Origin of the sequence: Amycolatopsis sp. NBC_00438 (genome assembly GCF_036026695.1) — a bacterium.
Taxonomy (GTDB): Bacteria; Actinomycetota; Actinomycetes; order Mycobacteriales; family Pseudonocardiaceae; genus Amycolatopsis.
Genome location: NZ_CP107923.1, coordinates 153,720 through 176,843, shown reverse-complemented (window position 1 = coordinate 176,843; position 23,124 = coordinate 153,720). Strand labels below are relative to the sequence as shown.

General features: G+C 71.5%; 21 protein-coding genes. 4 read left to right on the top strand and 17 right to left on the bottom strand.

The genetic code is table 11. From position 1 onward, the window contains the following. The first annotated feature begins 35 nt into the window (after positions 1 to 35). Together xylA and OG494_RS00755 are read left to right on the top strand one after the other, a co-directional pair. On the top strand, positions 36 to 1,184 hold the full coding sequence (gene xylA, locus OG494_RS00760) for a xylose isomerase (RefSeq protein ID WP_328450890.1): 1,149 nt from the start codon (positions 36 to 38) through the stop codon (positions 1,182 to 1,184). A 105-nt stretch (positions 1,185 to 1,289) separates the two neighbouring features. Continuing rightward, positions 1,290 to 2,021, top strand: a complete 732-nt coding sequence (locus tag OG494_RS00755; RefSeq protein ID WP_328450888.1) for an SDR family oxidoreductase — start codon at positions 1,290 to 1,292, stop codon at positions 2,019 to 2,021. 60 nt (positions 2,022 to 2,081) lie between these two features. Here the strand turns inward: OG494_RS00755 and OG494_RS00750 are convergent, their stop codons facing one another. The 11 genes from OG494_RS00750 to OG494_RS00700 all read right to left on the bottom strand — a co-directional run bounded on the left by OG494_RS00750 (position 2,082) and on the right by OG494_RS00700 (position 16,080). Continuing rightward, positions 2,082 to 5,975: a carbohydrate-binding protein gene (locus OG494_RS00750; RefSeq protein ID WP_328450886.1), complete on the bottom strand. Its 3,894-nt coding sequence runs from the start codon at positions 5,973 to 5,975 to the stop codon at positions 2,082 to 2,084. A gap of 258 nt (positions 5,976 to 6,233) precedes the next feature. Further along, the gene (locus OG494_RS00745) at positions 6,234 to 7,235 is read right to left on the bottom strand and encodes a sugar phosphate isomerase/epimerase family protein (protein WP_247055364.1); all 1,002 of its coding nucleotides are present in this window, start codon (positions 7,233 to 7,235) and stop codon (positions 6,234 to 6,236) included. A 21-nt stretch (positions 7,236 to 7,256) separates the two neighbouring features. After that, positions 7,257 to 8,627: an alkaline phosphatase family protein gene (locus OG494_RS00740; protein ID WP_328450883.1), complete on the bottom strand. Its 1,371-nt coding sequence runs from the start codon at positions 8,625 to 8,627 to the stop codon at positions 7,257 to 7,259. Continuing rightward, entirely contained in the window at positions 8,624 to 9,751 is a 1,128-nt protein-coding gene (eboE, locus tag OG494_RS00735) for a metabolite traffic protein EboE (protein WP_328450882.1), read from the bottom strand. The genes OG494_RS00740 and eboE overlap by 4 nt, the downstream gene beginning before the upstream one ends. Beyond that, complete coding sequence (locus tag OG494_RS00730) at positions 9,748 to 10,599, bottom strand: TatD family hydrolase (RefSeq protein ID WP_328450880.1); 852 nt, start codon at positions 10,597 to 10,599, stop codon at positions 9,748 to 9,750. The genes eboE and OG494_RS00730 overlap by 4 nt, the downstream gene beginning before the upstream one ends. Beyond that, entirely contained in the window at positions 10,599 to 11,144 is a 546-nt protein-coding gene (locus OG494_RS00725; RefSeq protein WP_328450878.1) for an EboA domain-containing protein, read from the bottom strand. The genes OG494_RS00730 and OG494_RS00725 overlap by 1 nt, the downstream gene beginning before the upstream one ends. Continuing rightward, on the bottom strand, positions 11,141 to 11,962 hold the full coding sequence (locus OG494_RS00720; RefSeq protein WP_328450876.1) for a sugar phosphate isomerase/epimerase family protein: 822 nt from the start codon (positions 11,960 to 11,962) through the stop codon (positions 11,141 to 11,143). The genes OG494_RS00725 and OG494_RS00720 overlap by 4 nt, the downstream gene beginning before the upstream one ends. Continuing rightward, positions 11,959 to 12,786 (bottom strand): SCO3242 family prenyltransferase, encoded by an 828-nt coding sequence (locus tag OG494_RS00715; RefSeq protein ID WP_328450874.1) that lies wholly within the window; start codon positions 12,784 to 12,786, stop codon positions 11,959 to 11,961. The genes OG494_RS00720 and OG494_RS00715 overlap by 4 nt, the downstream gene beginning before the upstream one ends. After that, on the bottom strand, positions 12,783 to 13,892 hold the full coding sequence (locus OG494_RS00710; protein ID WP_328450872.1) for an inositol-3-phosphate synthase: 1,110 nt from the start codon (positions 13,890 to 13,892) through the stop codon (positions 12,783 to 12,785). The genes OG494_RS00715 and OG494_RS00710 overlap by 4 nt, the downstream gene beginning before the upstream one ends. A gap of 109 nt (positions 13,893 to 14,001) precedes the next feature. Beyond that, the gene (locus OG494_RS00705) at positions 14,002 to 15,273 is read right to left on the bottom strand and encodes an ROK family transcriptional regulator (protein ID WP_328450870.1); all 1,272 of its coding nucleotides are present in this window, start codon (positions 15,271 to 15,273) and stop codon (positions 14,002 to 14,004) included. A gap of 345 nt (positions 15,274 to 15,618) precedes the next feature. After that, entirely contained in the window at positions 15,619 to 16,080 is a 462-nt protein-coding gene (locus OG494_RS00700) for a MarR family winged helix-turn-helix transcriptional regulator (protein ID WP_328450868.1), read from the bottom strand. Positions 16,081 to 16,398: 318 nt separating this feature from the next. On the opposite strand from OG494_RS00700, the gene OG494_RS00695 reads away from it, so the two are divergent. Continuing rightward, positions 16,399 to 17,232 carry an aldo/keto reductase gene (locus OG494_RS00695; protein ID WP_328450866.1) on the top strand — a complete coding sequence of 278 codons (834 nt, stop codon included), beginning with the start codon at positions 16,399 to 16,401 and terminating at the stop codon, positions 17,230 to 17,232. A 68-nt stretch (positions 17,233 to 17,300) separates the two neighbouring features. Here the strand turns inward: OG494_RS00695 and OG494_RS00690 are convergent, their stop codons facing one another. From OG494_RS00690 to OG494_RS00680, 3 genes are all read right to left on the bottom strand, one after another. Next, the gene (locus OG494_RS00690; RefSeq protein WP_328450863.1) at positions 17,301 to 18,140 is read right to left on the bottom strand and encodes an SAM-dependent methyltransferase; all 840 of its coding nucleotides are present in this window, start codon (positions 18,138 to 18,140) and stop codon (positions 17,301 to 17,303) included. Between the two features lie 133 nt (positions 18,141 to 18,273). Next, positions 18,274 to 19,371, bottom strand: coding sequence for a sialidase family protein (locus tag OG494_RS00685; RefSeq protein WP_328450861.1), 1,098 nt, complete (start codon positions 19,369 to 19,371; stop codon positions 18,274 to 18,276). A gap of 63 nt (positions 19,372 to 19,434) precedes the next feature. After that, on the bottom strand, positions 19,435 to 19,845 hold the full coding sequence (locus OG494_RS00680; RefSeq protein ID WP_328450859.1) for a helix-turn-helix domain-containing protein: 411 nt from the start codon (positions 19,843 to 19,845) through the stop codon (positions 19,435 to 19,437). Between the two features lie 154 nt (positions 19,846 to 19,999). On the opposite strand from OG494_RS00680, the gene OG494_RS00675 reads away from it, so the two are divergent. Next, positions 20,000 to 20,419, top strand: coding sequence for a hypothetical protein (locus tag OG494_RS00675; RefSeq protein ID WP_328450857.1), 420 nt, complete (start codon positions 20,000 to 20,002; stop codon positions 20,417 to 20,419). A gap of 130 nt (positions 20,420 to 20,549) precedes the next feature. Here OG494_RS00675 and OG494_RS00670 read toward each other — a convergent pair whose 3' ends face one another. From OG494_RS00670 to OG494_RS00660, 3 genes are all read right to left on the bottom strand, one after another. Continuing rightward, positions 20,550 to 20,714 carry a hypothetical protein gene (locus OG494_RS00670; RefSeq protein ID WP_328450855.1) on the bottom strand — a complete coding sequence of 55 codons (165 nt, stop codon included), beginning with the start codon at positions 20,712 to 20,714 and terminating at the stop codon, positions 20,550 to 20,552. Positions 20,715 to 20,839: 125 nt separating this feature from the next. Beyond that, on the bottom strand, positions 20,840 to 21,382 hold the full coding sequence (locus OG494_RS00665; protein WP_328450853.1) for a type 1 glutamine amidotransferase domain-containing protein: 543 nt from the start codon (positions 21,380 to 21,382) through the stop codon (positions 20,840 to 20,842). Positions 21,383 to 21,432: 50 nt separating this feature from the next. After that, positions 21,433 to 23,073, bottom strand: a complete 1,641-nt coding sequence (locus OG494_RS00660) for a SpoIIE family protein phosphatase (RefSeq protein WP_328450851.1) — start codon at positions 23,071 to 23,073, stop codon at positions 21,433 to 21,435. Between the last annotated feature and the right edge of the window lie 51 nt (positions 23,074 to 23,124).

The window sequence follows — 23,124 nt, the reverse complement described above, 5'->3', positions numbered from 1 at the left end:
TTAGTCTACAACGTGAACTAAATGAAGGGACAGTCATGGACGACTACGCCCCCCAGGCGGCCGACAAGTTCACCTTCGGCCTCTGGACCGTGGGCTGGCCGGCGAACGACCCGTTCGGGGTCGCCACGCGGCCGGCGCTGGACCCGGTGGAGAGCGTGCACCGGCTGGCGGAGCTGGGCGCCTACGGGGTGACGTTCCACGACGACGACCTGCTGGCCACCGAGCCCGACCGCGACAAGGCGATCGAGCGGTTCCGCAAGGCGCTCGCCGAGACCGGCCTCAAGGTGCCGATGGCGACGACGAACCTGTTCACCCACCCGGTGTTCAAGGACGGCGGCCTGACCAGCAACGACCGTGACGTCCGCCGCTACGCGCTGCGCAAGGTGCGGCGCAACATCGACCTGGCGGCCGAGCTGGGCGCGGAGACCTACGTCGTCTGGGGCGGCCGCGAGGGCGCCGAGTCCGACGGTGCGAAGGACGTCCGCGCGGCCCTGGACCGGTACAAGGAGGGCCTCGACGCGCTCGCCGAGTACGTCGTCGAGAAGGGCTACTCGCTGCGGTTCGCGCTGGAGCCGAAGCCCAACGAGCCGCGCGGCGACATCCTGCTGCCGACGATCGGGCACGCGCTCGGCTTCATCTCGCAGCTGGAGCGGTCCGAGATGTTCGGGCTCAACCCGGAGGTCGGGCACGAGCAGATGGCCGGGCTGAACTTCGTGCACGGCATCTCGCAGGCGCTGTGGCAGGGCAAGCTGTTCCACATCGACCTGAACGGCCAGCACGGCCCCAAGTTCGACCAGGACCTGATCTTCGGCCACGGCGACGTGAAGAGCGCGTTCTTCCTGGTCGACCTGCTGGAGAACGGCGGCTACGAGGGCCCGCGCCACTTCGACTACAAGCCGCTGCGCACCGAGGACCCCGCGGACGTCTGGGTCTCCGCGGCCGCGAACATGCGGACCTACCTGATCCTGAAGGAGAAGTCCCGCAAGTTCCGCGCCGACCCGGAGGTCGTGGAGGCCCTCGCGGCGTCCCGGGTCCCGGAGCTGTCGACGCCGACGCTGGCCCCGGGCGAGTCCCTGGACGACCTGCAGAAGGACGACTTCGACCTGGACGCGGCCGCGGTCCGCGGGTACCACTTCACCCACCTCAACCAGCTGGCCTTGGAGCACCTCCTCGGCGTCCGCTGAAAGTCCGTGAAGGACTCCTTGAGGGACTCTGAGTCCCTCAAGGAGTCCTTCACGGACCTCCGTTCGGCGGACCCGAGGGGCCGGGTGGCTAACTAGGGTTTCCGCATGACAGTTGCCTTGGTCACCAATGTGACGCAGTACGCGGGTCCCGCCGGTACGACGGCGCTCGCCGCCGACGGGTTCGCCGTCGTCTGCCACGACCGGACGTTCACCGACTCCGTGGTGCGGGAGAAGTTCGCCGCCGAGAACCCGGACCTGGCGCCGATCGCCGAGCAGGAGCCCGAGGCGATGCTCGCCGCCGCGCGGGAGCACGGCCGGGTCGACGTCGTGCTGAGCAACGACTACGTGCCGCCGGCCGCCGTCCAGAAGCCCTTCGACGGCGCGCCGCTCGGTGACCTCGAGTTCCTGATGCGGGAGCTGGTGTACCGGCCGTTCGAGCTGATCCAGGCCGCCACCCCGGCGATGAAAGAGGCCCGCACGGGCCGGATCATCCTGGTGACGTCGGCGGCCGCCGTCCGGCCGCTCGCCGCCGCGGTCCTCTACAGCGCGGCGCGCGCCGCGGCCACCACGCTGATGACCGGGGCCGCCAAGGCGCTGGGCGAGTTCGGCATCCAGTTCAACGCGATCGGCCCCAACTGGTTCGAGAACCCGACCTACTTCCCGCCCGGCCTCTGGGAGTCCGACGCCGACCTGCGCGCGACCGTCGCCAAGGAGGTCCCGCTCCAACGTCTGGGCCAGCAGGAGGAGATGGGCGCCCTGATCGCCTTCCTCGCCTCCGGCAAGTCCACCCCGGTGACCGGCCAGTTCTTCGGCTTCACCGGCGGCTGGCTCCCGTGAAAAGCCGTGAAGGCCCCCTTGCGGGACATAGAGTCCCTCAAGGGGGCCTTCACGGACTTGCTACGACACGGTCAGGGTGTCGATGTCGAACAGGGAACCCGCGCCGCCCCGGAAGACCAGATGGAGCGGGCCGGTGCCGGAGGACACCGTCGTCGAGACGGTCTGGAACGTCTCCCAGCTGCCCGTGTTCGGGACCGCGACCGTGCCCAGCAGGGTGCCGGTCGCCGAGCCCGCGCGGATCTCGATCGTGCCGCCTGCTCCCGCGGACGAGACGACCGCGCTGAACCGCGTGATCCCGGCCGTGCTCACCGAAGCGAACCCGGCCCAGTCCCCGTTCTCGATATAGCCCAGCGTCTGGCCGCCGCTCGCCGGGGCGTGGGACGCGATCTGCACGCCCGAGCCCGACGTGAACGACTCACCCTCCACTGTGGACCCCGAGGGAGCGCTACCGCAGTCCGCGGCGACGACCCCGGCGGCGTACCGGATCCCGCCGACCAGTTCGGCACGGAACGCACTGTCCGAATAGGACTCGATCGTGTGGCCGAGGCCGGTGTAGAACGCCCGGCCACTGCCCTGCGGGTGGCACCACGTGATCGGGTGGTCGGCGCCCATCTCGCCGCCGGTGTAGCTCGACTCGTCGAGTGTCTGCAGGACGTGCACCTGGCCGCGCGGGTTCGTGCGGTAGTTGTACAGCTCGTCCGTGCGGTTCCAGACGGCCGGCAGGTGCGCGGTCGCCGGGTGCGTGCGGTCCTCGGTGACGAAGTTCGCCGCCTGGATCGCCGGGTGGCTCTTGAACCACGCGCCGACGAGCTGCCCGTACCACGGCCAGTCGTACTCGGTGTCGGCCGCGGCGTGGATGCCGAGGTAGCCGCCGCCACCGTTCACATAGGACTCGAACGCCGCCTGCTGCGTCGCGTCCAGGACGTCACCGGTGGTCGACAGGAACACGACCGCCTTGTATGCGGCGAGCGAGGAAGCGGTGAACACCGACGCGTCTTCGGTCGCCGTGACGCCGAAGCCGTTGGCCGTGCCCAGTTCCTTGATCGCCTGGATCCCCGCCTGGATCGAATCGTGCCGGAACCCGGCGGTCTTGGAGAACACCAGCACGTTGTACGCGGGATCCACCTGGGTCGGCATGCTGCTCAGGCTAAACGAGTCCACGTCGAACAGGGAACCGGAACCACCGTGGAAAACCAGGAACAACGGCCCGGAGCCGCCGGTCACCGACGTCGTGACGTTCTGGAAGAACTCCCAGTCGCCGGTCGACGGTACCGAAACCGTGCCCAGCAGCGTCCCCGTCGCCGAGCCGGACCGGATCTCGATCGTGCCGCCGGCACCGGCCGACGACACCCTCGCGGTGAACGTCCGCGCGCCCGACGTGCTGACCGACGCGTAGCCGGCCCAGTCGCCGTTCTCGATGTAGCCCAGGGTGTTCCCGCCGCTGGCCGCCGCGTGCGGGGCGATCTGGACGCCGGACCCGGACGTGAACGACTCGCCTTCGACCGCTCCGGACTGGGCCGCGGTGGCGAAGGTGAACGAGTCCAGGTCGAACAGGTTGCCCTGCCCGGTGACGCCCTTGAACACCAGGTACAGCGTCGTCGACCCCGAAGGCCGGTTTGCGAGGTTCGCCGTCACGCTCTGGAACGTGTCCCAGTCACCGGTGTTGGCGACCGCGGCGGACCCGAGCAGGGTGCCGGTCGGTGAGCCGGCGCGCACCTCCAGCGTGCCCCCCGGACCGCCCGAGGACACCCGCGCGCTGATCGACGTCGCGTTGCCCAGCGCGTACGGCGTGAACGAGATCCAGTCGCCGTCGTCGGTGTACCCGACCGTGCGGCCGCCCTCCGCCGAACCGTGGTCGGCGAGCTGGATCCCGGACTGCGCCGAGAAGTGCTCACCCTGACGGTGCCGCGGCTGCAGCTTGCTGACGCTGTGCGAAACCAGGCCGCCGTTGTCAGTGTACTGCGCGTCGAAGACGCCGAAGATGTTCGCCGCGGCGTCGTGCTCACCGTCCACCGGGACGGCGATCGAACCGCTGCACCCGGTCGCCTGGGTGATCTGGTGCTGGTGGCTGTCGTGGCCCAGCAAGTACGTGACCTTGACCTTCGAGCAGTCCAGCGGCCCGTCCTCCGGGTCGCTGCCGGTCACCTGGAACGGCACGGTGTCGCCGAAGGAGAACAGCTGCCCGTCGGCCGGCGTGGTCAGGTTCACCGTCGGCGCGGTGTTCCCGACCGTGACGACCAGGCTCGCGGTGCCGGTGAGGCCGGCCGGGTCGGTCACCGTGAGGCTCGGTGAGTACGTCCCGTTGGTCGTGTAGGTGTGCGCCGGGTTCGCCGCCGTCGACGTCTGGCCGTCGCCGAAGTTCCAGCGATAGGTCAGGGCCCCGCCTTCGGGATCGCTGCTGCCCGCGGACGAGAAGTTCACGGTCAGCGGGTTCGACCCGGACGTCTTGTCGGCCGCGGCCTTCGCGACCGGGTTGCGGTTGGTGCCCGCGAGGTACTCGATCCGGTACAGCGCCTGGTTGTCGCTGCCGGTGCCGTAGTCGAGGACGTACAGCGCGCCGTCCGGGCCGAAGGCCATGTCCATGACCTGCGTGCCGGTCCACGGGAAGTTGTCGATCGTGCCGCGGCTGCCGTCGGCGTTGACGGTGACCGCCTTGATCCACTTGCGCCCGTACTCGCCGGCGAAGAACTTGCCGTCGAGGGACTGCGGGAATTTCACCGTGGACGTCGACGCCGCGTCGTAGCGGTAGACCGGCCCGCCCATCGGCGACTCCGAGCCGCTGCCGAACTCCGGTGGCGAGCCTTCGTCACCCGCGTACTTGATCCACGCGGCCTTCGGCACCGGCAGCTTGGCGAGCCCGGTGTTGCGGAACGACGAGTTCGTCGGGCCGCCGGCGCAGTCGTACTTCGCCCCGGACGGGCCGCTCGGGAACGTGAAGTGGTTGTACGTCTCGGTCGTCGTGTTCGAGCCGGTGCAGTACGGCCAGCCGAAGTTGCCCGCGCTGGTGATCCGGTCGAACTCGACCTGGCCCTGCGGCCCGCGGTTGGCGTCGGTGACACCGGCGTCCGGGCCGTAGTCGCCGAGGTAGACGACACCGGTCGCCTTGTCGACACTCATCCGGAACGGGTTGCGGAAGCCCATGCCGTAGATCTCCGGCCGGGTGTTCGCGGTGCCCGGCGCGAAGAGGTTGCCCGACGGGATCGTGTACGTCCCGTCGGGCTGCGGGTGGATCCGCAGCAGCTTGCCGCGCAGGTCGTTCGTGTTGCCGGCCGAGCGCTGCGCGTCGAACTGCGGGTTGCGCGTGGTGCGTTCGTCGATCGGCGAGTAGCTGTCGGAGGAGAACGGGTTCGTGTCGTCGCCGGTGGTCAGGTAGAGGTTGCCGGCGGCGTCGAAGTCGATGTCACCCCCGACGTGACAGCACTGGCCGCGGTCGTTCTGCACGGCCATGACGACCTTTTCGCTGGCCAGGTCGAGGGTGTTGTCCGTCTTGAGGACGAACCTCGACAGGTGCAGCTCACCCTTGAACGGCGCGAAGTCGGCGGCGGTGCCGTCGGTCGGCGCGTCACCGTCCGGTGTGGACAGCCGGGGTGAGAAGTACAGCCAGACGTAGCGGTTGGTGGCGAAGCCGGGGTCGGCGGCGACGCCCTGGAGGCCTTCCTCGTCGTGGGTGTAGACGTTCAGCTTCGCCGCGACGGAGGTCGCACCGGCCGCGGTCGTGACGCGGACGGTGCCGTCGCGGGAGGTGTGCACGACCGAGCGATCCGGGAGCACGGCCAGCGACATCGCTTCGCCGAGCTCGGCGGCGCCGGTGGCGAGGGCGACCTGCTGGTAGTCGGCCGCGGGGATGTCGGCTCCGGCGGGAGCGTCGATGGTGAGCAGGAGGCCGGCGCCCAGGAGCGCGGTGCCGACCAGCCTGGTCCACTTCGCAGGGGACCTTGGGGAAGGGTGCGTCATGCTGGATCCTTCCTGATTTTGAGCGTGCTTCGCCCCGGGTCGGCGCGAAGCCGCTTTCGATCACCTTCCGACGGGGCTGGCGGCCACCCGTTTACGCAGAAGTTTCTGGCGCGTGCCGGTCCTCCCGGCGCGCGTGCTCGGCGGGCCGGCCGGCGTACCTGACGGTCGGCCGGCGTACCCGGAGGGTCGGTTCGCGTGCCGGAACGGCCGACACGCGTACTCCGATGGACGACACGCGTGCCTGGACGGACGACACGGTTACTTCGAGGAGAAGGCGGCGTCGAACGCCGCGGTGGGTGGGGTGAAGTTGAGCTTGCGGACGAACTCCAGGGCCTCCGGCGCGCCGGTCAGGCGGTCCATGCCGGCGTCCTCCCACTCGATCGAAATGGGGCCGGCGTAGCCGATCGCGTTGAGCATGCGGAAGACGTCCTCCCACGGGACGTCGCCGTGGCCGGTGGAGACGAAGTCCCAGCCGCGGCGGGGGTCCGCCCACGGGAGGTGCGAGCCGAGGCGGCCGTTGCGGCCGTTGAGCTGCTTGCGCGCCTCCTTGCAGTCGACGTGGTAGATGCGGTCCTTGAAGTCCCACAGGAACCCGACCGGGTCGAGGTCCTGCCAGACGAAGTGCGACGGGTCGAAGTTCAGCCCGAACGCCGCCCGGTGGCCGATCGCCTCCAGGGTCCGGACGGTGCTCCAGTAGTCGTAGGCGATCTCGCTCGGGTGCACCTCGTGGGCGAAGCGGACGCCGACCTCGTCGAAGACGTCGAGGATCGGGTTCCACCGCGTGGCGAAGTCCGCGTACCCGCGTTCGATCATCGACGGCGGCACCGGCGGGAACATCGCCACCGTGTGCCAGATCGACGAGCCGGTGAACCCGACCACAGTGGACACCCCGAGTTTCGCCGCGGCGCGGGCGGTGGCCTTCATCTCCTCCGCCGCCCGCTGCCGGACGCCCTCGGCCTCGCCGTCGCCCCAGATCCGCGCCGGCAGGATGGCCTCGTGCCGCTCGTCGATCGGGTGATCGCAGACGGCCTGGCCCACCAGGTGGTTCGAGATGGTCCACACCTTGAGGTCGTACTTGGCCAGCGTGTCCAGCTTCGCCTGGACGTAGCCGTCTTCGGCGAGCGCCCGGTCCACCTCGAAGTGGTCACCCCAGCAGGCGATCTCGAGGCCTTCGTAGCCCCAGCCGCTCGCCAGCTCGCACACCTCCTCGAACGGAAGATCGGCCCACTGCCCGGTGAACAGCGTCAACGGTCGTGCCATGTTCTGACCTCCTGGTGAGTCCTATCCGGTACGGACAGCCGCCGCGAGCAGCAGCTCCTTGACTTCGGTGGCGTGGACCTTTTCGCGCGCGAACACGGGGTCCGAGCAGAGCAGCACCGGCCCGTCCTCGGGCGAGTCGGGCAGCCGGCCGTGGCTGCCCTTCACGGGCGCGGGGTCGAGCGGGACGACCTGCATCGAGTACCGCAGGCCGAGCTTCTTGCGGGCCAGCGCGGCCGCGGCCTTCAGCTTGACCCTCGGGTCGTTCGGGTCGAAGAACAGCTCGGCCGGGTCGTAGCCGGGCTTGCGGTGGATCTCGACGGTCTTCGCGAAGTCCGGCGCGCGGTCGTCGCTGAGCCAGTAGTAGTACGTGAACCAGGCGTCCGGCTCGGCGATCGCGACCAGCTCGCCCGCGCGTTCGTGGTCGATCCCGATGCCCGCCTGCCCTTCGCGATCGAGGACGACGTCCACTCCGGACAGTCCGGCGACGATGTCCCGCACCCGCGGGATGTCCGCCGGGTCGGCGACGTAGACGTGCGCGGCTTGGTGGTCGGCCACCGCGAACGCCCGCGACGTCCACGGGTCGAGGTATTCCATGCCCGCCTGGACGTACACGTTGAGCAGGCCCTCGCGGCGCAGCGCCCGGTTGATGTCCACCGGCCGGCTCGCGTTCGTGATGCCGTACTCCGACAGCGCGACGACGGTGTGCCCGCCCGCGGCCGCGAAGTCGAGCAGCGGCTTCAGCGCGGTGTCGATCTCGCGTGCGGCCGCGGCGGCCTGGGGCGCGTCCGGGCCGAAGCGCTGCAGGTCGTAGTCCAGGTGCGGGAGGTAGACCAGCGTGGTGTCGGGCCGGTCCTCCGCCATGATCTTCCGCGCGGCGGCGATGATCCACTTCGACGACGTGATCGCGGCCGTCGGGCCCCAGTAGGTGAACAGCGGGAACTCGCCGAGGGCGCCGACCAGGCGGTCGTGCAGCTGCGGCGGGTGGGTGTAGGCGTCCGGGGACTTCTTGCCGTCGGCGTGGTAGATCGGCCGCGGGGTGACGGTCAGGTCGACGTCCATGCCCATCGCGTACCACCAGCACACGTTGGCGACCTTGTGCCCGGCCTGGGCGCGCCGCGCCGCGTCCCAGAACTTGTCGCCCCGGACCAGCTTGTTGTGCTGGCGCCAGAGGAAGATCTCGCCGAGGTCGCGGAAGTACCAGCCGTTGCCGACGATGCCGTGCCCGGCCGGCTGCAGCCCGGTGAGGAACGTGGACTGCACCGAGCAGGTGACCGCGGGGAACACGGTGTCGAGCTGCGCGGTGAAGCCGGGTTCGGCCATCTTGCGCAGGTTCGGCATGTGCGGGAGCAGCCGGGGCGTCAAGCCCACGACGTCGAGAACGAGCAAACTCATCGGGTTACCTCTTCCAAGCCCAGTCCGATCAGGGAACGCCGGGTCCAGTCCAGCTCGGCGGTGATGCCCGCGACGAGCCCGGCGTCGTCGGCGGGTGCGTCCGGGAGCACCCGCCAGGTGTAGGTCTCGACCTCGATGTGATCGGTGCGCGCGGTGGCGCCGCCGAACAGCTCGGCCAGGGTCGACGTCAGCACCGGCCGGGTCGACGTCAGCGGCGGTGCCGGGTCGGCGTGCAGCGGCACGTGGAAGTGCACCCGCCACGGCGCCTCGCCCGGCAGTCCCCCGGCCAGCGCGAGATCGAGGTCGTCGGCGCCCGGCGGGGCGCCTTCGTTGCTCTGGTGCAGGAACCGGGGCTCCACAAAGGACTGCAACGCCTCGCGCGTCGCGGGATCCGCCGGGTTCGCGGCTTCGAGGGCGGCCGACGCCTGGAGCTTGACGACGTCCAGCCCGGCCGCCTCCAGCCGGCCCAGCGCGGTCGCCGGGTCCTCGAACCCGACCGCGAGGTGACACGTGTCGAGGCAGACGCCCAGCCAGTCCTTGTCCACCTCGGAGAGCAGCGACGCCGCCTGCGCCGTGGTCTCGATGACACAGCCGGGCTCCGGCTCGAACGCCACGCGCACCGGACGCTCCTGCTTCGCCAGCCCCTTGGCCAGCAGTGCGAGCTGACCTGCGTCGTCCCGCCATTCGGTGCGCCACCCCAGTGGCAACGTCGAGACGCTGCCGCGGACGGCGTCCTCGGGCAGCAACTCGGCCAGCAGCCGCGCGAGGTCGAGGGTGTATTCCGTCCGCTCGGACGTCGACCAATCCGGCCGGTACACCTTGTGCTTGACGACCGGGTCGTGGAACCCCTGGTACGGGAACCCGTTGAGCGTGACGACTTCCAGGCCGCGTGTGGCCAGCTCGGTGCGCAGCCTCGCCACCGCCGCCGGATCGGAGACCAGCTCGGTCGCCACCGGGCGGGCCAGCCACAGGCCGAGCCCGAGCCGGTCCACGCCCAGGCGCTCCCGCACTGGCTCGCCGAAGCGGGCCAGCTGCGTGAGCACGCCGTCGAGGTCCTCGGCCTGGTGCACGTTGGTGCAGTAGGCGAGGTGGACGAGCGTGCCGTCGGGATGCCGGAACCTCACTTGCGCGCACCTCGCAGGATCGAGTTGCCCGCGAACTCGGCTTCCGGCGCCTCGCCGTCCAGCGAGAGGCGCCCGCTCTGGCCGTAGAACGCCACCGGGTTGCGCCACAGCACGAGGTCGACGTCGTCCTCGCCGAACCCGGCGGCCAGCATCGCGTCACCGGTCTTGCGGGTCTTGAGCGGGTCGCTCTTGCCCCAGTCGGCCGCGGAGTTCACCAGCACCCGCTCGGTGCCGTACTCCCGGAGGATCGCCACCATCCGCTCTTCGTCCATCTTCGTGTCCGGGTAGATCGAGAACCCCATCCAGGAGCCGGAGTCCTTGACCATCGCGACGGTCACCTCGTTGAGGTGGTCGAGCACGACCCGCGCGGGCGCGATGCCGGACTCGCGGACGACGGCGATGCTGCGCTCGGTCCCGGCCGCCTTGTCGCGGTGCGGCGTGTGCACCATCGCGGGCAGCTCGTGGTCGATCGCCAGCGCCAGTTGCGCGGCGAACACCTTGTCCTCCTCCGCGGTCATCGAGTCGTAGCCGATCTCGCCGACCGCGACCACGCCGTCCTTCTCCAGGTACCGCGGCAGCAGGTCGAGCACGGGCGCGCAGCGGGGATCGTTGGCTTCCTTGGGGTTGAGCGCGATCGTGCAGTGGTGGGTGATGCCGAACTGGCTCGCGCGGAACGGCTCCCAGCCGACCAGCGCGTCGAAGTAGTCGGTGAAGCTGCCGACGCTCGTGCGCGGCTGGCCCAGCCAGAACGCCGGTTCGACGAGCGCGCGGACGCCGGCGGCGTGCATCGCCGCGTAGTCGTCGGTGGTCCGGGAGCTCATGTGGATGTGCGGGTCGAAGATGCGCATCAGACGTCCTGTTCGGTCAGCAGCGGGAGGAGGTCGGCGGGCACGTCGCGGCCCGCGGCGGTGCGCTCGGCGGCGAACGACCGCATCATGCGCAGCAGCTCCTCGTCGGTCCGGCGGTCCAGCCCGGCGATGCCGGCCAGGGGGATGCCCATGAAGACGCACTTGAGCACGCCGTGGCGGTAGGCGGAGTCGTCCAGGTGCGCGGCGCCGTACTCCCCCATCGCGGCGGTGACGAGCCGGGTGTCGTTGGTGCGCAGCGCGTCCGCGACCAGTTCCGCCCCGACGTCCCCGATGTCCACAACGGACAGTCCACGGAGGACGGCCCGCTTCTCGGCCGCGTCGCCGTAGCGGTAGAGGTCCGGCATCTCGGCGGCGGCCCCCGGAGCCGCTTCGAGCAGCTCCACCCGGGCCACGTCGTCGACCGTCCACCCCGGGACGTCCGAGGGCCCCCGGCCGACCTTGCGGCCGACGGCGGGGAACAGCGTGCGCAACGCCGTCGCGTCGGTCGCGACGTCGGACAGTGCCTTTTTCAGCCAGGCGTTCACGCCGCCACCGCCTTGCGCAGGAACTCCAGCGACTCGCGGGCGATCCGCGGGGCCGCGTGGCTGTCGCGCGGCAGTTCGACGGCGACCAGCCCGGAGTACGGCGAGAGCGCTTCGAGCACCGGCGGGAAGTCGATCTCCCCCCGGCCGAACTCCAGGTGCTCGTGGGTGCCCCGGCGCATGTCGTCGATCTGGACGTTCACCAGCCGCGGCAGGGCGCGGCGGACGCAGTCGGGCACGGACGCGGACTCGTTGCACCGGCAGTGCCCGATGTCCAGCGTCAGCCCGAACCGCGCCGGATCACCGAGGCGCCGGGCCAATTCGAAGTAGCCGTCGAGGTCCTCGACGAGCATCCCCGGCTCCGGCTCGAAGCCGAGCTTGACGTCGTGGTCGTCGGCGGCCTTGAGGACGTCCGAGCAGCCCGCGACCAGGTGATCCCAAGCGTCCTCAGTGGACAGATCGGCAGGCTTGTTGCCGCTCCAGAACGAGACGGCCTCGGCGCCGAGGTCCGCGGCGATCCCGACGGCGCGGGTCAGGAAGTCGATCCGCCCGGCTCGATCCGGGTCGAGGAACGTCGGCGAGTGCTTGCGCCACGGGTCCAGCAGGAACCGGGCGCCCGTCTCGATCACGACGGCCAGCCCGAGCCGGTCCAGCTCGGCGGCCAGCGACGCGACGCGGCGAGCGAGATCCGGGCCGAACGGGTCGAGGTGCTGGTGGTCGAGCGTCAGCGCGACGCCGTCGTAGCCGAGGTCGGCCAAGACGCGCAGCGCGTCACCGAGGCGGTGGTTGGCGAAGCCGTTGGTGCCGTACCCGAACCTCATGTCGGCGACACCTTCCGGCTCAGCGCCCGGGCGATCGGGAACGCGGCGGCCACGGCCAGCGCCGAGCGCCACGCGCCGGTGCGGGCGATCAGCCCGGCCTGCAACGGGATCATCCCGTGGATGCCGGCGCCGACCGCGCGCCGGATCATCGGCGCCTTCGGGTCGCGGACGGCGTCGTACTGTGCCCGCCCGGTCGTCACCGCGTACGTCCCGAGCAGCGCCGAGGCCAGCGGCCCGACACGCCCGGCGGCGACGCGGACCCCGGCCGTCGCGACCAGGGTCGCGGCCGGCAGGGCGGGCGTGGCACCGTCCACTTCGGACCGCGACAGCGTTGTCACGGCCATCGTGTGGGCCCCGACCGTGAGCGCCGCGGGCAAGGCCGCCCGAGCGCCACCCGCTCCCAGGAGGACGTCCAGGGTGCGTGCGGCGGCCATCGCGACCGGCCCGAGCGGCGTCGACTTGAGCACGAAGTCGTACGCCCACACGGTCGCGGCCAGCGGCAGCGCGACCCGCAAGGCGCGTTGGCCCCCGGCGACCGCCGCGATGCCCAGGCCACCCGCAGTCAGCCCGGTGGCAACGCCGAGCGCGGCGCCCGGCGTGATGCGGCCCGACGGGATCGGCCGCTCCGGCCGTTCCACCGCGTCGAGGTCGCGGTCGGCGTAGTCGTTGAGCGCCATGCCCGCCCAGTAGATGCAGACGGACGCGCCGGTCAGCGCCAGCGTGCGGCGGCCGAAGGGCCAGCCCGACGCGGCGGCCCCGGCGACGGCGTCCCCGGGCACGGTCAGCGCGGCGGGCGCGCGGACGAGTTCGATGAGCGCCTTCACCGGTGCGCCCACTCGCGCAGGGCCGCGTACTGCGACGCGAGGTCGTGCGGGCCGTCGCCGGCCGGGTCCTTGAAGAAGAACCCGAACTCGGCCACCGGCCCGGCGACGCCGTCGCGGCACGCCTTGGCGGTGAGCCGCGCGAGGTCGAGCACCAAGGGCGCGGCGAGCGCGGAGTCGCAGCCCTGCCAGGTGAGCTGCAGGGTCATGCGGGCGCCGAGGAAGCCTTCGAACAGCACGTGGTCCCAGGCGGTCTTCCAGTCGCCGAGCGCGGGCACGTAGTCGATGTGCACGTCGCCGTCGACGTCCCGGCCGAGGTTCTGCGAGAGCACCTGCTGCTTGGACGCGTTCTTGCTCGACGCCGCGCCGGGGTCGGCGAGGGTGGCGCCGTCGCCGCCGCCGAGCAGGTTGGTGCCCGACCACGACAGCACGTTCAGCGCGCGCTGGGCGAACATCGGCGCGAGTACCGACCGCAGCAGCGTCTCACCGGTCTTGCCGTCGCGGCCCGCGTACGGCAGGCCGGCCGTGCGCGCGAGTTCGTCCAGCGCCGGCAGCCGCGCGCCGGTCGACGGCGTGAAGTCGACAAAGCCACACCCCGCGCGGAACGCGGCGTAGGCGTACAACGCGCTGGGCGGGAGCACCTCCAGCGCGTCTTCCAGGGCAGCCAGGGAGGCGTGCGCCGGGTGCGGCGCGCAGGGCGGTTCGGTGGAGGAGACGTTGAGCACCACGACGTGGTCCAGACCCTCCCGGAACGCCGTCAGGTCCGCGATGATCCGGTCGGCGGCCGCCCGGCCGTTCCCGGACGGCGCCGGGCGCAGCCGGGCCTCGGCCGCCTCCAGGTCGGCCGTGACCGGGCCCGGCAGCGTCGCGGGCAGCACGCCCGCCGCCACCAGGTGCTCGGCCCGCTTGACCAGCGGTGTGTCGACGACGTCGTGGCCCCCGAAGACCAGGTCCCCCAAGCCGGGCAGGTCCGCCCCGGCGAAGTCCGGCAGCTCGGTCACGCACCCCGTGCGCGCGGTCAGCCCCGCGCGCATCGCGGCGGCCCCGGCGATGGCCGTCGTGGCCACCGATCCCCGGGCCCCGATCAGCCAGACACCGATCTTCCCCATGGTTCCCTCCCTGTTCAGTGGTTCGGCTCGAGACCGCCGCTCGTTCGCCGGGCGTGCCGGAACCCACTCGATCTACATCGCCCTTCTGGATCAAGCGTTTCCACGAGGGTCATCCGCTGTCCCTTTCCGCGCCGACCGGCACCAGCGCCGGGTCGTCGAACACCGCCTGCAGCGCGACGTGCGCACCGCCGCGTGAAGCCGCCGAGAACCCGAGCCAGGACAGCTCGACGCGGCAGCCGCCGATGCCCGGCGCGATCACCCGGGCTTCGAGCTCGGTCATCATCGGGCCCAGCAGGTACGGCCCCAGCTGGGCGAAGTAGCCGCCCAGCAGCACCACCCGCGGGTTGAAGACGTTGACCAGCACGGCCGCGCCGACCCCGAGACCGGTACCGACCTGCGCGAGCGCGTCGAGCGTGCGCTTGTCCTTGAGCTGGGCGCGGCGGCGGATCATGTCGAGCCGCTGTTCGAGGTCGAGCGACGGGTCGTGCACCGGGTCGCTCGGCGACGCGGCGAGCCGCAGCATCCCGGCCAGCCCGACGAGCGTCTCCCAGCAGCCGCGGCGCCCGCAGCCGCAGACGCGCCCGGCCGGGTCGAGCTGGATGTGCCCGATCTCGCCGGAGAACCCTTCGGCGCCGCCGAGCAGCCGCCCCCCGGAGATCACCCCGCCGCCGACCCCGATTTCGCCGGTCAGGTAGACGAGGTCCGCCGTCCCGGCGACGCTGCCCATCGCGTACTCGCCGAGCGCGCCGAGGTTCGCGTCGTTGGCCGTGCGGATCGGGAACGCCGGCGGGCCGAGGCGGCGGGTGAGCCGTTCGGTGATGCCGCGCACGACCGGGACGTCGGTCCAGTGCAGGTTCGGGGCGAAGGCGACGGTCCCGCTCGCGACGTCGACCAGGGCCGGGATCCCGACGGTCACGCCGGCCGGCACCACGCCGAGGCGGCGGCATTCCCGCAGCGCCCGGGCGGTCAGCTCGGCACCGGCGTCGAGCACCTTCTCGACGGGAAGCGCTTGCACGTCGAGCGCGACGCGTTGCTCGAAGAGGACGGCGCCGGTCAGGTCCAGCGCGAGGGCGGTGAGGTAGTCGACGTTGATCTCGACGCCGATCCCGCCGACCCCGCGGCCGTCGAGTTCGACGATCGTGCCGGGGCGACCCACCGAACCGGCCCGTTCACGCTCGCCTTCGCGGGCCAATCCGCGTTCGACGAGCTCCGAAACCAGGCTCGACACGGTCGCCTTGTTCAGCCCGGTGTCCGCGGCGATGCCCGCCCGCGACCGGGATCCCCCGTCCCGCAGGTGCCGCAGCACCAACGCCAGGTTTGTCCGGCGCACCGCGGCCTGGTCGGCCGGGCGCACCGGTTTGAGCGAGAAGGAGGAGTCCACGCCGACACCGCCCGAGTTCGTCTGGTGGGACAACAAATTAGGGCGGCCGGAACGAACGGGTCAACGAAGTAACCAGGCGCCGCCGCGGGACGAAACCGGCAAACACCGACCTGACCAGCGAAACTATCGGACACCGGCAGCAAAAGGGTCCCACGGATGGAGCAGGGGTTAAGGCGCGCGGCCGCCGTAATCCCCCCGCCGAACGGGACCGTCGCGCCATGCCCCGCTGAGCGGGACCCGCACGCGGGAATCCGCGACCGCGCAAGCGCTTTCGCCCGCACGTCACGCATTTGTCGGTCGCCCCGCCGAAACTTTCCGCAAGCACCGCCCCGAGGTGGCCTTGGGTCAGGCCGTGCGGGCGCCGGGGAAGGTGAGGGTGCCGAGGGCGCCGACCAAGGGCGCGAGTTCCGGGAGGGACTCGGCTTCGGCGAGCGCGTCGGCCAGCGCCGTGTCGTGGGTCGGCCGGGCCGCCGTCAGCAGGGCCTGACCCGCCGGCGTCACCTCGGTGTAGATACCGCGGCGGTCGTCCGCGCAGAGGTAGCGGGCCAGCAGGCCGCGGCCCTCCAGCCGCGTGACCAGCCTCGTCGTCGCCGACTGGCTGAGCACCACGGCGTTGGCGAGCTGGTTCATCCGCAGGTGGAAGCCGTCCTGGCGGGCGAGCACGTCGAGCACGGTGTACTCGCTCACCGAAAGTTCGTGGTCACGCTCGAGCGCGCGCTGCAGCCGATCCTCGATCCGCGCGTGCAACGCGGCCAGCGTCCGCCAGCCCTGCGCGCGCGCTTCGACGGCGTCGTCGTCCAGTGACACGGTTCACCCCTCCCCGGCTTGCCCGCACACCCTTGCACGCCGCACTATCAAGCTTGTGCAATATACGGCGCGTGCAACTATCTCGGACGCCTGTAGTTGCTCACGCCCGCAAGTCTACCTCGGCAACGCCGGGGGGCGGGTGGCTCGGCGGCCGGGCCGTCGAGTCCGGTCTCGGCTACACCGCCCCGGCCGGATCAGCGCCGTGCCCGGCCTGGCCGTGGCGCTCGTCTCCGGCCTGCCCGACCGCAAGTCCCGGATCCGTTTCGAATCCGGGGAACGGGTACTCGCCCGATGAACCACCCACCGAAAGGACCCTTCGTGACCAGCGTGCCCGTGATCGAACTCAACAACGGCGTCCGGATGCCGCAGCTCGGCTTCGGCGTCTTCCAGGTCCCGGACGACGAGACCAAGGCCGCGGTGCAAGCCGCTCTCGAAGCGGGTTACCGCAGCATCGACACCGCGGCCGTCTACGGCAACGAGGCCGGCGTCGGCCAGGCCCTCGCCGAATCCGGCGTCGCCCGCGACGAGCTGTTCATCACCACCAAGCTGTGGAACTCCGCGCAGGGCTACGACGCGACGCTCAAGGCGTTCGACGAGAGCCTGGCGAAGCTCGGCCTGGAGCAGCTGGACCTGTACCTGATCCACTGGCCGACGCCCGAGCGCGACAAGTACCTCGACACCTGGAAGGCGTTCGAGAAGCTCTACACGGACGGGCGCGTCCGCGCGATCGGCGTGTCCAACTTCCAGCCCGCGCACCTCGAGCGCCTGCTCGACAACGCCGAGATCGCCCCGGCGCTCAACCAGGTCGAACTGCACCCGTACCTGCAGCAGCAGGAGGTCCGCGAGTTCGACGCGAAGCACGGCATCGCGACCGAGGCGTGGAGCCCGCTGGCCAAGGGCGGCTCGCTGCTGGGCGACCCGATCGTCGCGGAACTCGCGGTCAAGCACGGCCGCACGCCCGCGCAGATCGTGCTGCGCTGGCACCTGCAGCTCGGCAACGTGGTGATCCCGAAGTCCGTTACTCCGTCACGGATCCAGGAGAATTTTGACCTGTTCGAGTTCACCCTCACGGAGGAGGAACTGGAGTCGCTGACGCCGCTGAACCGCGACGAGCGCACCGGCCCGGACCCGGACAACTTCAACGCCGCCTGATGCCGCAACGCCGTCAAGGCCACCTTTCGGGCGTCTGACGCCCGAAAGGTGGCCTTGACGGCAGGTGGTCAGAGCTTGCGGGCGACTCCGCCCAGCGTCAGGAAGTTCAGCTCGCTCAACGGGTGGATCCGCGGGCCGTCCGGCCACCATTCGTGCAGGTAGACCAATCCCGGCCGGAGCAGTTCGAGCCCGTCGAAGAAGGACGCGATCTGCTCGCGCGACCGGTGGACGCTGCCCAGCCCGGTGCCCTGGAAGCTGGTCTCCAGCAACCGCGCCAGTTCCTGGCGTGGCGAGTCCTCTTCCGGGTCGAAGTTGTGCGTGAGCAGCAGGTACGACCCGGGAGCGAGCGCCGCGACGTACTCCGAGACGATCTTCTTCGCCCGGTCGTAGTCGTCGATGTGGTGCACGATCGAAGTCAGGATCAGCGCCACCGGCCGGGAGAAGTCCAGGTGTTCCCGGACGACCGGGTCGGCGAGGGTTTCCACCGGTTTCGTCAGGTCCGCGCCCGTGACGTGGGTGAGGTAGTTCTCCTCCAGCAACGCGCGCCCGTGCACCTGCACGACCGGGTCGATGTCGACGTACACCACCTGCGCGTCGGGGTTGTATCTCTGGGCCACCTGGTGGGTGTTCTCCGCTGTCGGCATGCCCGAGCCCAGGTCCAGGAACTGGTCGATGCCACGTTTTCCGGCGAGGAACCGCACCGCGCGGACCAGCCAGTCGCGGTGTTCCTTCGCCATCGTGCGCGCGCCGGGCGCGATCGCCAGGAGCCGCCGCATCGCTTCGCGGTCGACTTCGTAGTGGTCGTGCCCGCCGAGCAGCGCGTCGGACAGCCGGGCCAAGCTCGCCTTGCTGAAATCGAGGGCGGCAGCGCCACCCTCGGCCCCGGACCGCAGGTCCCCAGGCGTCATCGACTCTCCCTCGTCGAGCGGCGACCGGCCCCTGCCCCGGGCCCGGCCACCGTGTCCGGCAACGGACAGTGCTCAGACTACGACATGGCGTTCATCAAGTGAACCGCGCAAGGGCCTTGCCTGCCAGGCACAATCAGCCGAACAGGAGTTCGTGCCAGCTCCTTCCGCCGTCCGTGGACCGGTACACAGCGGAGCCGCCGGCCGCGTCGGGCTGGCCGTCGACGACCACTCCGGTGCCGCCTCCCGGGAAGTCCAGATCGGTCAGGCTGAGCCCGCGTTCCGACAGGACGGTCGTCGTCCACGTGCGACCGCCGTCGGCCGTGCGATGCAGGAAGCCGACGCCGCCGCCCTCCGCCGCGACCGTCGCGGACGTCGGCGACGCCGCGCCGAAGCCCTGCGTGATCCCGACGACCGGGGCCGCGCCGGTGCCGCTGAACATGCCGCCGAGCCGCGGCGCGTGCCGCAGGCTGCGTTCCGTCGAGCCCGGCTGGGGCGAGCCGGGACTGCTGCTGCACAACGCCACGACCTGCTTGTCCCGGACGCCGGCGAGCGACGCGACCGTCCCGGTCGGGCACGGCGGCGCGGCCGGGGTGAAGCGGACGCCGTCGCGCGAGGTCCAGTACTTCTCGTCGCCGTAGTTCGCGCCGAGCGCGACCTGCAGGCCGCCGCCGACGGCGACGTCGCCGTAGGTGATGTCCCCGGTGACCGCGAAGTCCGGCACCGGGACGAGCACCGGCGAGCCGGCGGCCGCCGAGTACAGCCGTGTCGAGCCGCGGCCCTCGCCGTAGGTGCTGAGCACGGCGAACACCCGGCCGCCGGTTTCGGTGATCTTCGAGACGTAGAAGGGTTCCCGCGCGTCGACGAGGCCGACCGGGTGCCAGGTCGCGCCGCCGTCCCGCGTCGTCCGCACGTGCACGCCGTCGCTGACGTAGGCGACGCGCTCGCCGACGAACGTCAGCGCGACGTGGTTGTGGTTGTCCGGCAGCGGCATCGACGGCGCGCCGAGGCGCCGCCAGTGCCGCCCGGCGTCGGTCGTGCCCAGCAGCGCCGGGCACCACGACTTCGCGCAGGGCGAGTAGCCGAGGACGTAGCCCGTGTCCGCGCCGGTCCAGCTGGTCGACGCGGGCTGGAACCCTTTCGGGACAACGGTTTCCGCCGAGGCGGGCGAAGAGGGGACGACCAGGGAAGCGAGGACGGACAGCGTCAGTGCCGTGCGCCGGAGAAGTCTCATGATCACCTGGACGTGCCGTGGCGGCCCGGGTTGCCCGCCCCGGGCGAGGTTCAGCCGCCCGGCTCAGCCCAGGCCTTCGACGAACCCCGCGACCATCCGCAGCAGGTCCGCGCCGGCCGCGAGGTCGCCGAGCACGATGAGCTTCAGGACGGACTTCTCCTTGTCGTAGATCGTTTCGACGCGCACGGACTGCGGGCCCTGCAACGACGCGTGGACGAGGGTGGCGATCCGGTCCGCCGTCGCGCGGTCGACGTCCTCGATCTCGGCGACGCCCGAGAGGTCCGCCTTCTTGGCGGCCGCCGGCGCGGCGGCCGGGAGCCCGGTGAAGGCCGCGAGGTCGGCCGCGGTGATCCGGTACTGCTTGCCGATGCGGACCGCCTTCAGCCGCCCGTCCCGCACGTAGTTCCGGACGGTCCGGACGTGCAGGCCGAGCTGCGTGGCGACCTGCTCGACGGAGTAGACCTCCTGCGCCATGACCCTCCTCGGATTCCGCAAAATACCCTATCACGCCCCTAGTAAGGAAGTTTTCGGAACATCCGGTTTGCCGGTCCCGGCACCGGGTACTCCTCCTGCGCACCGCACGCCCCAGATCCGTCCACTGAGGACAGTCGAAAGGACGGCGCCGACGATGCCGTATCCCCCTCCCCCGGAGCAGCCCTACGATCCGCGGTACGAAGCCGCCGCGACCGAAGAAGTCGTGGAGCGCACCCATCCGCGCATCCGGATCGTGCGCACCGTCAACGCGCTCATCCACCTCGTGTGCGCGGTGTTCGCGCTGGTCCTCGCCGTGCACATCGTGCTGGTCTTCGGCGAGGCGAACGCGGCGAACGGCTTCGCGCACCTCATCTCCGAGTGGTCGGCCGGCGTCTCGCTCGGCCTGCGCGACCTCTTCACGCCGGACTCCGAGAAGTTCCGGGTCTTCTGCAACGACGGCCTGGCCGCGGTCATCTGGCTCGTCATCGGCGCGGTGCTGACCGACGTCATCACGCGCATCGGCGCGCCCGGCCCGAAGCGGGTCTGGTACCGCCGGCGCAGCAGCTACCGCTGACCAGCCGACACTCGCCATTCACCAAGAAGCCCTCCCCAGTCCGCTGGGGAGGGCTTCTTTCTCGCGCCCGCTCCGGGCGGCATGAAAGAGCCCCCGGACGCGATCCGGGGGCCTTTCGGGTGCGGGAGACTCAGCTCTGCTGCGGTTGTTCGGCGACAGTCTCGACCGGCGCCGATTCCGGCTGCGGGAGGACCTCGGCGGCGTCGGCGGCCCGGGGCGCGGGAACGTCCTGGGCGGCGACCACGTCGAAGTGTTCACGGCACCAACGGCCGTAGCGCCTCGCGTTCACTGTCATTGCGTCCACCTCCTCCCGGTGTTCCCGGTCACCTCTCAGCGTCCTCCGCCGGAACGCCGAAAGCCAACATATTTAAGCCGGACTTAAGGACACGGCCGGGTGAACGTCCACAGAGGACGGCCCGGTCAGCCCGCGAACTCCCGCACCACCGCGGCGCAGAACGCCGGCAGGTCGTCCGGGTTGCGGCTGGAGACCAGGCCGTTGTCCACGACTACTTCTTCGTCGACGACGGTGGCCCCCGCGTTACGCAGATCGGTCCGGATGCTCGGGTACGACGTCAAGGTGCGGCCACGCACGACATCCGCTTCGACGAGCGTCCACGGACCGTGGCAGATCACGCCGACCGGCTTGCCCGCGCGCACGAAGTCGCCCACGAACTTCACCGCTTCGGGGTTCACCCGCAGGTTGTCGGGGTTCATCGTGCCGCCGGGCAGCAACAGCGCGTCGAAGTCGCCGATCGCCACGTCGGAAACCTTGCGGTCGACGGCGAACGTGTCGCCCTTGTCGATGTCGCCGTTCATGGCCTGGATCTCGCCCGTGTCGAGCGACACGAGCTCGACGGTCGCGCCCTCGTCGAGGACGGCCCGGCGCGGCTGCTCCAGCTCGACCTGTTCGACGCCGTCCGCGGCCAGGATCGCGACCCGGCGGCCTTCAAGTGCATTCGCCATGGAATCGGAATTACCCGCTCCGGCCGGCGGCAAACGCGGGCGGCGGACGATCAGTCCGCGCACTCCACGGCCAGCACGGCGATGTCGTCGTGGGCGGAGCTGCCGAGCCAGTCGCGCACGGCCTGGCGCAGCCGCCGGACGACCTCGCGGGCCGGCTGCCCGGCCGCGGCCGTCAGCACCGCGCGCAGCCGGTCGTCGCCGAACAGCTCCGACGGGTCGTGGCGGTTGCGGGCCTCGGTGATGCCGTCGGTGTAGAGCAGGCACAGGTCGCCCGGCCCCAGCCGCACCCGCGCTTCGGCGAACCGGGCCTGCGGCGAGATGCCGACCAGCGTGCCCGGGACGGTGACCTCTTCGACGCCGCCCGCGTGCCGCACGATCAGCGGCGCCGGGTGCCCACCCGAGGCCAGCGTCAGGTCGACGCCCCCCTCCGACGGTGTGGCCGTGCCGAGCACCAGGGTGGCGAACCGGCTGCTGCCGCCCGCGATGAGCAGCTCGTTGAGCAGCCGCAGCAGGGTCCGGCCGTCGCGTTCGACCATGGCGAGCGCGGTCAGCGCGTGCCGGACCCGCCCGGTCAGCGCGGCGGCCTCGGCGCCCTTGCCGCAGATGTCGCCGAGCACTAGGAACGCGCTGCCGTCGTCGTGCGGGAGGACGTCGTAGAAGTCGCCGCCGACCGTGAGCACCCCGGCGGCCGGCTCGTACCAGGTCTCGAAGCGCGCGCCGTCCAGCTCGGGCGGGTCGGCCGGGCGCAGCGTGGTCTCCAGGCCGCGCGTCGCCTCCTCTTGCCGGGCGTAGCGCTGGGCGTTGGCCAGCGCCGTGCCGGACGCCTTCGCGAACTCGACGACCGCGCGGTCCTGCTCGCCGCCGAACTCCGGGTCCGCGCGGCGGCCCAGCAGCAGCGCGCCGGTGACCCCGGCGCTCACGCTCGGGCCCAGCGAGACGACGGTGACCTCGGCGTGCCCGGCGAACCGGTCGGCGACGACCGACGGCAGCGTGGCGACCTCGGCCGCGGGCACCGGGACCGGCCGCGGCCGGCCGGTGGCGCCGAACGTCGCCGCCAGCACCGGCGCGACCTGGGTGGGCACCCGCCGGATCCGGCCGTGGCCGTGCGCGGACGGGTTCTCGCAGCTCCACCACTCCCACCGGCCGCGGGTGGTGGGCAGGAGCACGAACACGGTCTCGGCCAGCGCGGCCGCGGCGATCTCGGCGATCACGCGGGCGGTGCCGTGGCGGCCGCGCGCGGCCGCCAGCCGGGGGCCGGCCTCGGCCAGGAAGTCGCTCACGCGCCGCTGCGGGACGTCGACGCGTTCGGTGCGCGCCTCGTCGAGGCTGGGGACCGTCCACGCGTGCCAGCCGCCCGGCAGGGCCCGCACGCGCGCGGGGTGGCGGTGGCCCGCCACTTCGACGTGCCCGAACAGCTGCCCTGCGGGGGCCTGGGTGGCGGAGCCCCCGGCCCGGGGCGCAGCCCCGGTCGTCAAGGTCTCGGCGACCGGGTGCAGCTTCGGCTCGATGTCGCCGGTCAGCGTCCGCGCGGCGGGGTTCGCCCAGCGCAGCACGCTCGCGGCGTCCTGCAGGAAGACGGCGTCGCGGACGTCCTCGAGGACGGCCCGGCCGAAGGCGTCGAACCCCGGCGGCGCGTCATCGCCGGCCATCGGCGGCAGGGCTGCCGACGCCGGTGCCGGACGTGACACCATGCACGGACCTCCTGCCTCCGGACTGCTATCGCACGGCTACCGCGTGAGCGG